General features: G+C 48.7%; 8 protein-coding genes and 1 pseudogene. 7 read left to right on the forward strand and 2 right to left on the reverse strand.

Features of this window, described 5'->3' with window-relative positions:
* Positions 1–166: 166 nt before the first annotated feature.
* Positions 167–763, reverse strand: coding sequence for a glutathione S-transferase family protein (locus ACE1CM_RS22535; RefSeq protein WP_374880565.1), 597 nt, complete (start codon positions 761–763; stop codon positions 167–169).
* A gap of 155 nt (positions 764–918) precedes the next feature.
* Between ACE1CM_RS22535 and ACE1CM_RS22540 the strand changes: the two genes are divergently transcribed.
* The 3 genes and pseudogenes from ACE1CM_RS22540 to ACE1CM_RS22550 all read left to right on the forward strand — a co-directional run bounded on the left by ACE1CM_RS22540 (position 919) and on the right by ACE1CM_RS22550 (position 4,886).
* Entirely contained in the window at positions 919–3,474 is a 2,556-nt protein-coding gene (locus ACE1CM_RS22540; protein WP_374880567.1) for an NB-ARC domain-containing protein, read from the forward strand.
* A pseudogene (locus ACE1CM_RS22545) lies at positions 3,432–3,614 on the forward strand (hypothetical protein); the annotation flags it as partial. The gene ACE1CM_RS22540 and the pseudogene ACE1CM_RS22545, both read left to right, overlap by 43 nt.
* 81 nt (positions 3,615–3,695) lie before the next feature.
* Complete coding sequence (locus tag ACE1CM_RS22550) at positions 3,696–4,886, forward strand: WD40 repeat domain-containing protein (protein ID WP_374880579.1); 1,191 nt, start codon at positions 3,696–3,698, stop codon at positions 4,884–4,886.
* 53 nt (positions 4,887–4,939) lie between these two features.
* On the opposite strand, the gene ACE1CM_RS22555 is transcribed toward ACE1CM_RS22550, so the two are convergent.
* Entirely contained in the window at positions 4,940–5,203 is a 264-nt protein-coding gene (locus ACE1CM_RS22555; RefSeq protein WP_374880569.1) for a hypothetical protein, read from the reverse strand.
* Positions 5,204–5,240: 37 nt separating this feature from the next.
* Between ACE1CM_RS22555 and ACE1CM_RS22560 the strand changes: the two genes are divergently transcribed.
* The 4 genes from ACE1CM_RS22560 to ACE1CM_RS22575 all read left to right on the forward strand — a co-directional run.
* Positions 5,241–6,620 (forward strand): AAA-like domain-containing protein, encoded by a 1,380-nt coding sequence (locus ACE1CM_RS22560; protein ID WP_374880571.1) that lies wholly within the window; start codon positions 5,241–5,243, stop codon positions 6,618–6,620.
* A gap of 243 nt (positions 6,621–6,863) precedes the next feature.
* Positions 6,864–7,112 carry a DUF4278 domain-containing protein gene (locus ACE1CM_RS22565; protein WP_374880573.1) on the forward strand — a complete coding sequence of 83 codons (249 nt, stop codon included), beginning with the start codon at positions 6,864–6,866 and terminating at the stop codon, positions 7,110–7,112.
* Between the two features lie 212 nt (positions 7,113–7,324).
* A complete protein-coding gene (locus tag ACE1CM_RS22570; RefSeq protein WP_374880575.1) occupies positions 7,325–9,433 on the forward strand; it encodes a calcium-binding protein in 2,109 nt (702 codons plus the stop codon).
* Positions 9,434–9,734: 301 nt separating this feature from the next.
* A partial coding sequence (locus ACE1CM_RS22575; RefSeq protein WP_374880577.1) for a DUF4347 domain-containing protein occupies positions 9,735–11,461 on the forward strand: 1,727 nt, incomplete at its 3' end.

An 11,461-nucleotide genomic window follows, 5' to 3' on the forward strand; every position in this document is an offset into this window, starting at 1 on the left:
CTTTCTGAGTTTATTGGTGCCGTACTCTCGGCTAACGCACCCTACTTTTAATTTTGAATTATTTAAAGCCATACCTGAGTTTATTGGTGCCGTACTCTCGGCTAACGCACCCTACAACCTCCCCCCGCTGTTTTGGGGGGCAGGGGGGGATCAGATTTTGAATTATTTAAAGTCCTGGCATTCCGATGTAGCCTGGTAGTTGTTTAATACGCTCAATCCAAGCAATTACATTGGGATAATCATCGAGAGATACTTTGCCTTCTGGGGCTAATCCAACATAGGGATAGCAGGCAATATCTGCAATTGTGGGACGATTTAATTCCAGCCAATCTCGATTCTGTAAATGTTCGTTTAGTATCTGAAGAACCTGCTTACCTTTTTGTTGGGCTGATTCCCAGTCAACATCCATATTGAAGCGGAAATATAAGCGGGCAATGAACACACTGTTATTAATTTCATTGGCAGCAAATGATAGCCATTGCATAACTTTCGCCATTGATTGGGCTGCCAAGGGTAACCAACTTTCATCGCCATATTTTCGTGCCAGATACACTAGAATTGCTTGGGAATCTCGAATAATTATGTCATTGTCAACGAGAACGGGAATTTGCCCCAGGGGATTGAGTTGCAGAAATTGCGGCGACTTGTGTTCGCCGCCTAGCAAATCTACGGGTATAAGTTCGTACTCGACTCCCAGCAGTGCCGACATTAACCGTACTTTGTGGCAATTTCCCGACAATTCAGTGTGATAAATCTTAATCATGGGATTTCTCGCGTGCTAAGTTGTTGTTTCCATCTTCGAGTGCATCGCCCGATCGTTCAAGTTCGACAAGGGTAAGTTAAACTGATCTTGGCGATCGCATTGTTATATGATATATCTCAAAGATTTTTGTTTTGTAGATATATTTATTGATAACTGTGGTTACTCTCAAAGCTTCTCAACAGGGACTCGCAAAAATTAAGCAAGCCAGACTGGCAAAAGGTTGGGCTGTGGATGATTTCCGCTGGATTGAGAAGGCTAGTGAAGTTTTAGGGGTTTTTTGGGAAAAAGAAGGCTTTCTTGCTGTGGGGATTTCAGAAGGAACTTGGAAGCGTTTTTTAGCAGGAAAGTCCCCCATTAATGCGGCAGCGTTTAAAGCTTACTGCCAAGTTCTCGAACTCAATTGGGAAGAAGTTGTTGAGTTAAAGAATAAAGCAACAATTAAGGATAAATTTGCTCGTCCCAGTGACGTACCAATGCAAAATCGATGTGACTGGGGAGAAGCACCAGATGTCTCGATTTTTTATGGTCGTTTGGCAGAATTGAACATTCTCGAAAGATGGATTGTGCAGGAAAATTGTCGCCTGGTAACGCTGCTGGGAATGGGTGGAATTGGTAAAACGGCACTTTCTGTAAAAGTGGCGCAACAAATTCAGGATAAGTTTGATTTTATTATTTGGCGCAGTCTTCGCAACGCTCCACCGATTGAAGATATATTGGCAGAAATAATTCAATTTTTATCGGGACAGCAAGAGACGAATTTACCAAAGCAATTAGATGGCAGAATTTTGCGCGCGCTACAATATCTCCGCAGTTCGCGCTGTCTGCTAATTCTAGATAATATTGAGTCAATTTTACAATCGGGCGATCGCACGGGTCGTTATCGGGCAGAATATGAAGGATATGGTCAGTTTCTCCGATGCATTGCTGAAACTTCTCACCAAAGTTGTCTGATTCTAACTTCGCGGGAAAAACCAAAAGGATTGGCGAAGTTTGAAGGGGAAGCTTTGCCAGTTCGTTCGCTGCAACTATCAGGTTTGCCAGAGACAGAAGGACGAGAACTTTTTAACGTCAAAGGAAGTTTTACAGGTTCGGAATCCCAATGGAATATGTTAATCTCCCGCTATGGTGGAAATCCACTTGCTCTCAAAATTGTGGCGTCTTCTATCCGAGACTTTTTTGAGGGGAGTATTTCCCAGTTTCTAGAAATTTCTAGGGAAAGTACGTTCATTTTCGATGATATTCGCGACTTGCTCGATCAACAGTTTCATCGTCTCACAAACTTGGAACGAGAAATTATGTATTGGTTAGCAATTAATCGCGAACCTGTTTCGTTGCCAGAATTACAATCTGATTTTGTGGCTAACGTTCCAATTCCGGAAATTTTAGAATCGCTGAGTTCTTTACAGCGGCGTTCTTTGGTGGAAAAAAGCGGCACTGGTTTTACTCAACAACCCGTGGTGATGGAGTATGCGATCGCGGGTTTAATCGAGGTGATTTGTGATGAAATTTACAGTCAAAATATTACCTTGTTTAAAAGCCATGCGTTGATTAAAGCTACCGCTAAAGATTACGTGCGGGAAACCCAAATTTCCCTCATCCTTAAACCTGTGGCAGATCGATTAAGTGCCACCCTCGGCACTCCAGAAAATATTGCCACTCACTTGAGACAAATTCTCTCGCTTCTACAAGGAAAATCGCCGCAAGAAACGGGTTATGCAGGCGGAAATAGTCTCAATTTACTGCACCAGCTACAAGTTGATTTAAGCGGCTTTGACTTTTCCGATTTAATGGTTTGGCAAGCTTACTTGCAAGGCGTAAACTTGCACGATGTCAATTTTGCCAACTCGGATTTATCCAGGTGCGTTTTTACTGAAACTTTAGGCAATATTTTATCAGCAACTTTTAGCCCCGATGGTCAAATTTTGGCTACTTGCGATACAGATTGTCATGTCCGTTTGTGGGAAGTAAGAACGGGAAAATTATTGTTAATTTGTCAAGGTCATAATAATTGGGTGCGCGCGATCGCATTTAGTTTGGATGGACAAATTTTAGCTAGTTGCGGTGCTGATTGTACGGTGAAGTTGTGGAACGTTCAAGATGGTATTTGCATTAAAACATTGATGGGGCACGACCATGAAGTCTTTTCAGTGGCATTTAGTCCGATCCCCCCAACCCCCCTTACCAAGGGGGGCGAGATCCCCCCAACCCCCCTTACCAAGGGGGGCGAGATCCCCCCAACCCCCCTTAACAAGGGGGGCGAGATCCCCCCAACCCCCCTTAACAAGGGGGGCGAGATCCCCCCAACCCCCCTTAACAAGGGAGGCGAGATCCCCCCAACCCCCCTTAACAAGGGAGGCTATGGCGGGATCTTAGCGAGTGCGAGTGGCGATCGCACGATCAAAATCTGGGATATTGAAACTGGAAGCTGCCTGAAAACTCTCACCGGACATACAGACTGGGTGCGTTCGGTTGCGTTTAGTTTGGATGGTCAAATTTTAGCTAGTGGTAGTGCAGATTGCACGATTAAATTATGGGATGTTGCTGATGGTAAATGCCTAAAAACATTGACCGAACATACAGGTTGGGTGCGTGAGGTGGCGTTTAGTCCGATCCGCCCAACCCCCCTGACCAAGGGGGGCTACGCGGGGATCCCGCTTACCAAGGGGGGTTGGGGGGATCCCGCTTACCAAGGGGGGTTGGGGGGATCTTAGCGAGTTGTAGTAGCGATGGCACAATCAAACTCTGGGACATTGGTGAGGGTAAATGTTTAACAACTTACACTGGGCACAGTAATGCAGTCTATTCTATTGCGTTTAATCCGATCCCGCCGTTGCCCCCCTTAGTAAGGGGGGTTGGGGGGATCTTAGCAAGTGGAAGTGGCGATCGCACTGTCAAAATTTGGGATTGCAACACCGATACTTGCATCAGAACATTGCACGGACATACTAATGAAGTTTGTTCCGTTGCCTTTAGCCCCGATGGACACACTTTAGTTTGTGTCAGTTTAGATCAAACTGTGAAATTGTGGGATAGTCGCACCGGACAATGCTTAAAAACTTGGTACGGAAATACAGATTGGGCGCTGCCAGTTGCGTTTAGTCCGATCCCCCCAACCCCCCTTACCAAGGGGGGCAACGGGGGGATGCCGCTGACCAAGGGGGGCAACGGGGGGATCTTAGCGAGTGGCAGTAACGATAAAACCGTCAAACTGTGGGATTGGCAGACTGGAAATTGCATCAGATCGTTGCAAGGACATGGGGATTTTATTTATGGAATTGCCTTTAGTCCCGATGGTCAAACTTTGGCGAGTGCTAGTACAGATTCTTCCATTAGATTGTGGACAGTTAGCACAGGTAAATGTTTCCAAATCTTACAGGGACATACTGATTGGGTTTACGCAGTTGCATTTCATCCAAATGGAATCCTCGCCAGTGGAAGTGCTGATTGTACGGTAAAGTTCTGGGATGTTAGTCAAGGTAAGTGCTGCCAAACTTTGACCGGACATAGCGATAAGATATTCGGAATTGCCTTTGCTCCAAATGGACAAATTTTAGCAAGTGCCAGCGCCGATCAAACCGTGAGACTTTGGGATTACCAAACAGGTAATTGCTGCAAAATATTATATGGTCACGACAATCGAGTTTACGCTGTTGTCTTTAGTCCAGATGGAAAAACTTTAGCAACTTGCAGTACAGATCGAACTGTAAAACTCTGGGATTGGCAGACAGGTGAATGTCTCAAAACTTTCGCCGGACATACTAATTGGGTCTTTTCCGTTGCCTTTAGTCCGATCCCCCCCAACCCCGCTTGCGAAGGGGGGGGAACGATCGCCAGCGCTTCCCACGACCAAACCGTGAGGATATGGGATATCAAAACAGGTGAATGTCGCCATATTTGCACCGGACATACACATCTGGTTTCTGCTGTTACTTTTAGTCCAGACGGGCAAACTCTTGCCAGTGGTTCTCAAGACCAAACTGTGAGGATTTGGAATGTTTGTACTGGTGAGTGCAACAGAGTGTTGAGAGCAAAAAGACTCTACGAAGGTATGAACATCGCTGGCGTCAAAGGTTTAACCGCAGCTACAATTGCGACGCTACAAGCCCTGGGCGCGTTGGTTTAAAATAGACTTGTTGCAAAAATATTTGAAGCGGGCAGGATGCCCATCCGACAAAACTAGAACAATTCTTGTGGGGTGGGCGGGCAGGATGCCCATCCGACAAAACTAGAACAATTCTTGTGGGGTGGGCGGGCAGGATGCCCATCCGACAAAACCAGAACAATTCTTGTGGGGTGGGCAAGCAGGATGCCCATCCGACAAAACCAGAACAATTCTTCTGGAATGGGCAAGCAGGATGCCCATCCGACAAAACCAGAACAATTCTTGTGGGGTGGGCGTCCCGCCCGCCCTTGCAATCGTCTCAAAACGACTTTTGCCAAAGGTCTAATGATAAAATAAACAAAAGGCATATTTATCATGAAAGACAGTACGGGCGAGCAACTAATAGACTTTGATGTCGCTCTGAAGGTAGCAGACGCGGCAGTTTTTGCTCAGACCAAAAGACACCTGAAAAACATTGAAGTCGCGGTTTTGCGCGGAGCTTGGTTCGGTCAAAGATATGATGAAATTGCGACAGAAAATGGCTACACACCTGAGTACATTAAACACGATGTCGGGCCAAAATTGTGGCAGATTCTGTCATCGAGTCTGGGGGAAAAAGTCAATAAAACAAATTTGGTCGCAGTTCTGGCACAGCGAGAGCATCAGGTAGTGGGGGAAAATGTTCCGCCATCTGATTCTTCGTCTCTCAAATTGGAGTCGTTAGTTGGACTAATTCCACTTAATTCGACTTTTTATGTAGAACGTCCGACCGTTGAGTCTCGTTGTTACGAAGAAATTATGAAACCGGGGGCGCTGATTCGCATTAAAGCACCCAGTCAAATGGGTAAAACGTCTTTAATGGTGAGAATTCTCGCTCGTGCTAAACAACAAATTTCTGATGCTGGGGATGTCTGCACTGTACCTTTGAGTTTGCAACGAGCAGATCGATCTGTTTTCACCGATCTGGATAAGTTCTTGCGCTGGTTTTGTGCTTCTATTACTCGCAAGCTTCAATTACCGCACAGAGTCGAGGATTACTGGAGCGAAACTTTTGGGAGCAAAAATAACTGCACGGCTTATTTTGAAGACTGTTTGTTACCAGAAATTAACGGTTCTTTGGTATTAGCTATCGATCAAGTCGATGAGGTATTTTTACATCCAGAAATAGCCGATGATTTCTTTACCCTCTTGCGCTCGTGGTACGAAGAAGCAGCTTATGGAGACAGCGGTAATCCTCTGTGGCAAAATCTGCGGCTGATTATTGTCCACTCTACTGAAGTTTATATTCCGCTGGATATCAATAAGTCACCTTTTAATGTAGGATTGGCGATTGAATTACATGCGTTTAATTCAGAACAAGTATTCGATTTAGCTCAGCGTTACCGACTTAACTTATCAGAAACCGAATTATCTCAATTAATGCAACTGGTGGCGGGGCATCCTTATTTAGTGCAACAAGCGCTCTATCATTTGGCGCAGCAAGACTTGACCCTGGGTCAACTCGTGCAAACGGCTGCTACTGATGCAGGTATTTATTACAACCATTTACATCGGCATTTACGCAGTCTGCAAGAACATCCCCAATTAGCAGCAGCTTACGACCAAGTTATCAAAGCATCCAAACCTGTAGATTTAGAACAGCTTTTAGCCTTTAAATTGCACAGTATGGGACTGGTGGCGCTGCGGGGGAATCAAGTTGTACCCAGTTGCGAGTTATACCGCAGGTATTTTAGCGATCGCCTCCCATCCCCGTGATATCTTGTCCGGTTGAATAAGACCGCTCTTGAGCAGGTGAGCAGGTGAGCAGGTGAGAGGGTGAGAGGGTTTTCTCACAGACGAGGACATGATCTGACATTTATCTCCGATGTTAAGTCCAAAAACTTAAAAGTTAAGTAGTTGCTTTCCTAAAACTCCTTAACTTTTCTGTATCGACGCAAGTCTTTTGCAAATTCTATAAAGGGATTATCAACGCTACCCAATTCCTAGCGAGACAGAATTATGCAACTCTCTTATCGCGGTGTCAGCTACGAATTAAATCCCTCTCATAACCCCAGCATTCCCGGTGAAATTATCGGTAAGTATAGGGGTGCAGTGCTGGGAACGCAACATTGCACAAACTCACCCGTGCCTGAATTACTCATCACCTTGCAGTACCGAGGAGTTAGCTATCAGTCTGTGGCAAATTACTCGTTTAACTCGGTAACCGACAATGCTTTTCAGGACGAGCCATTGGCAATTGGTAAGTAAGTGGGCACAAATATTTTGTTCGTAGTAAGCGCTGTCTTCGCTGAAGCGATTACTACGAGCAGACAAGATTTTCAGCCAGATTTTGCATCACTTTGAATCCCAGCTTTTATTGTTCCTCCAAGCTAGTGCTGGAGCTGAGCAACTGCTGGTTGTGCAAACTTTTTCTGATATTTGAACAGGCGATTGCATTACACGAAAATCGGAGAATCATCATGGCAACTTTTTTAGTCGATAGTTACAACGACCAAAACGTTCCCGGTGACGGAAAAACCACCCTGCGAGAAGCAGTTGCCCTTGCAGCCGCCACTCCCGAAGCGGATACTATCAATTTATACGCGGTTGCAACTCTTAATAGCCCAATTTATCTAGCTGCAAATAACAGCATTACCTTTCAAGGAACTTCACCCAATACCAGTGGGTTTAACGGTCAGGGTACAACCTCGCTGTTTACGATCGATCGCGCGCAAAACGTCAACTTTTCTAACCTATCTTTCTTCAACGGCAATGCTCGCGGCGGAGATGGTGTCGGTAACGGTGGTGGCGGTTTGGGTGCTGGCGGTGCCTTGTTTATCAACCGTGGCAGCGTGCGGGTGAATAACGTCACATTCAGCGGCAACCGGGCAGTGGGCGGCAATGGCGGCCCTGGCGGTGAGGGCAATGGCGGTGGAAATGGTGGCAGTGGCGGTGCTAACATCTTTACTCCCAGAGCTTTTAACGGCGCTACTGGCGGAAGGGGAGGCTTGCCCAGCTTCTTTATATCGGGGATTGTACCTGGATCGGGTGGCACAGCCGGTCAGAAAAGTAGCGGAACTAGCGACGAAAACGGTAGCTCGATCGACATTCCTGCAACTCCTGGCGGTAACGGAGGTGGGGGGACTTATGGCACAGGCGGCGGCGGTGGCGGCGGCGGTGGTGGCGGCGCTGGTGGGGCTGGCCTCTTTATAGCTGCCCAGTCCGGTGCCAATGGTGGCGCAGGAGGACTGGGTGGTTTTGGTGCTGGCGGCGGCGGCGGCGGCGGTGGCGGCGGTGGCGGCGGCAACGACCTGACTGGTCGGACAGGTAGTGGCGGAACTAGGGGTGCAGGTGGTGCTAGCAGTCGCTACGGTGGCGCTGGGCAGAACGGATTTAACGGCAGCAGCGGTCGCTCAACGTTCCTCAATGACGGACCTGGCGATCGCGGACTTGGCGGTCGAGGCGGCGGCGGTGCCGGTCTAGGCGGTGCAGTCTTTGTCTCTGATGGCGCTAGTTTGAGCGGCGACAATGTGAGGTTTACTGGTAACGTAGCACTCGGCGGTAGCGGTTATACGATCAATAATGCTCCTGCCGGTGGCGGTTCTGGTGTGGGTGGTGCTGCCTTTGTTCAGACTGGCGGACAATTCAACGTCACGGGGGTAACTTATAGCGGCAATTCAGCGGCGAACCGCAGCAATGATGTTGACTATGATTATTATCCGGTTGCGGTGGCGCGAGGGGAAACGATTACCCTGGAGAAGTTTCAGGGCGTCGGGCGCGGAGCGAACCCAGATCCGGCGATCGTTAACAGGATTGATGAATTGCACTTTTCCGGTGACGGTCTAGTTGCCAAAAACCTATTACTCAACCAAACCGACAACGATTTAGAGATTGGGTTTGAAGGCGTTGACGACACTAAAGTTATCTTGAAAGACTTTGCCCTGGAAAATCTAGATAACCTGTCAATTCCTGGAGGTTTGCACGGTCGATTAGGCAACATTTTGTTTGATGGTGACACTGAACTTAAAGACAGCTTTGATGTCTTCGATGCCGACTCCTATAGCACCAGACTTTTTAACCGCAACACGGTGACATTTCTCAACGATCTTGACAACAATGTCAGAGGCTTCAATGACTCCGATGATGTGATTAACGGTGAGGGCGGTGATGATAACATCACAGGTTTAAGTGGCAACGATCTTCTGCGCGGTGGCGATGGCGACGACATTCTACGCGGGAGTGCTGGTGCCGATACCCTGATCGGAGGTCGAGGGGACGATCTGCTTAACTTGGGCTTTGATACTGACATTGACACGGTTTTGTATAACAGCGGCGATGGCAGCGACACGGTGAACAACTTTACTCAAGGTGCGGGTGGCGATTTAATTGGGTTTACAAATATTTCCCATATTGATGTACTGGTTAATTGCCATAGCACTGAGTTCCGGCTAGGCAATAGCCTTGCTGAAAATGAGACATTTGGTACGGGTGAGTTGTTAGTCAAGCTGAATCGAACCACTGGCTTTACAGCGGACAATATTAGTTTGAATTTAGCGGCTAATAATACAGCACAGTTCTCGTTTGCGTAGGCGAGTTGTTTTGGGGTGTGCGATGGCGTAGGGGAGCGCTCGCCGCCTTCCCACAGAAACATCCCTCTGTTCCACCGCAAAAGATGTGGCGGGATGGGAATGTGCCAATTTATATTATGTCCCTGAGCAACGGTTGTGTAACTGCTAATGGCTAAATAAAAAAGAAACAGTCAATAATTACTGAGCAGCTCTGGAGGCAATTGACAAGCGAGCAATTAGCAAGCGAGCAATTAGCTATCCATACACTACCGATACCTAAGGACATGATATTACTCACACTTTTAATTTCCTGGAGATGCCAATGATGACCCTCTCTTCTCAACCCACAATGCAAACAATTTCCTCAAAACAGGTTTTTGCGCGACACATTGCCTTTATCGATTCCGCAGTTGATGATTATCAATATCTTGCAGACAATGTGCTGCCGGGGATTGAAACTATTATTCTCGATTCTTCAACAGATGGAGTATTGCAGATCTCGGCAGCTTTAGGGGCTCGCACTAATATTAGCAGCCTTCACATCATCTCCCACGGGTCAGAAGCCAGCTTGCAACTAGGCGCAACCGAGTTGAATGCCAAAACGCTTTGGCGCAAGTACGCCGATGCTATCGAGTCGTGGGGAAAGGCACTCTCCCATCGCGCCGAAATCCTCGTGTATGGTTGCAACGTCGCCAGTGGGAAATTGGGACAAGACTTTGTGCAATGGCTGAGCGTCCTAACTGGCGCAACCGTCGCCGCCTCCACGACTCGTACCGGGAATCGGTCCAAAGGCGGCAACTGGGAGTTAGAAGTAACGACAGGTGCAATGCAAACATTCCTGGCGTTTCCTTTGACTGTGCAACAAGCTTATCAGGGCGTGTTAATGCCACCCATCTTTTACACAGTGACTCGCTATGACGATGTAGACGATCCAAACGATGGCAGACTCTCCATCCGAGAAGCGGTTGCTTTAGCCGCTCAACATCCCGGACCAGACGGCATTGTCTTAAACGACCAGGTAAGACTGACTCGACCGATTGAAATTCGCACCAACAACAGCCTTCTCTTCCAAAGCGGCGACCTCGGTCGAGGCAGCATTAGCGGGCAAAATACCACATCCCTGTTCCTAATTGAGCGCCAGAACCCAGGGGAAAATGTCGTCTTTAATGGCATCGATTTGGTTGATGGCGTTGCCAGAGGTGGAAATGGCGGTGGCGGTGGTTTGGGCGCCGGAGGCGCACTCTATCTCGCTCCAGGCGCGGATGTCCTGGTTCAAAACCTTGGCTTCTTCCGCAACCAAGCCATCGGTGGCAACGCTACCTTAGGCGGCGGCGGCGGTCGCGGTGGCAACGATTCTAGCGGCGGCAGTCGCGGCTTTGGCAGCGCCTCTGGCGGTTTGCCCAGTTTTTCCGCCTTTGGCGGCACAATCGGCAACGGCGGTGTTGGCGGCAGTGCAGGCGGTGCCAGAAGCAATGGCGGCAACGGTACGGGCGGCTTCAGCACCACCTCCGTTGGCTTTGGCGGCGGCGGTGGTGGTGGCGGCGGCGGCGGTGGCGGCGGCAGCGGTGCTTTCGCCCGTGCTGGGAATGGCGGCAACGGGGCAAGTGGCGGCAATGGCGGCTACGGCGCAGGTGGCGGCGGCGGCGGTGCAGGCGGTGGTGGCGGCGGCAACTTCTTGGGCGGCACCCCAGGGGGTGGCGGCAGTGGCGGCAGTGGTGGACTGGGTGGCTTATATGGCGGCAATGGTGCAGCAGGTGGGGCAGGCAGCGGTGGTCGCTCTACTTTCAGCGGCGACGATCCGGGCGACACAGGTACGCGCGGACTCGGCGGCGGCGGTGCAGGTCTGGGGGGCGCTATATTCGTCTGTGAACTACCACACACTGACCTACAGTACAGTGTGATGGCTCTCCCAATTCATCGGGAATTGCCTAAAGAAGCGGAGTTCTCTTGGTCTGACATTCCCTCCAAGGGCAGGAGTCCTGGTTCCCAAGACCCATACTTTTTCTTGACAACTGTACCTTTTAACTTGGTTTTTGCTTATGGCAGGGA

The sequence above is a fragment of the Microseira sp. BLCC-F43 genome (assembly GCF_041929235.1).
In the GTDB taxonomy this organism is placed as follows: domain Bacteria; phylum Cyanobacteriota; class Cyanobacteriia; order Cyanobacteriales; family Aerosakkonemataceae; genus Microseira.

Coding starts and splice junctions, on each gene's coding strand:
- ACE1CM_RS22535 (WP_374880565.1), bottom strand. CDS start 763: ATGATTAAGATTTATCACACTGAATTGTCGGGAAATTGCCACAAAGTA.
- ACE1CM_RS22565 (WP_374880573.1), top strand. CDS start 6,864: ATGCAACTCTCTTATCGCGGTGTCAGCTACGAATTAAATCCCTCTCAT.
- ACE1CM_RS22570 (WP_374880575.1), top strand. CDS start 7,325: ATGGCAACTTTTTTAGTCGATAGTTACAACGACCAAAACGTTCCCGGT.
- ACE1CM_RS22560 (WP_374880571.1), top strand. CDS start 5,241: ATGAAAGACAGTACGGGCGAGCAACTAATAGACTTTGATGTCGCTCTG.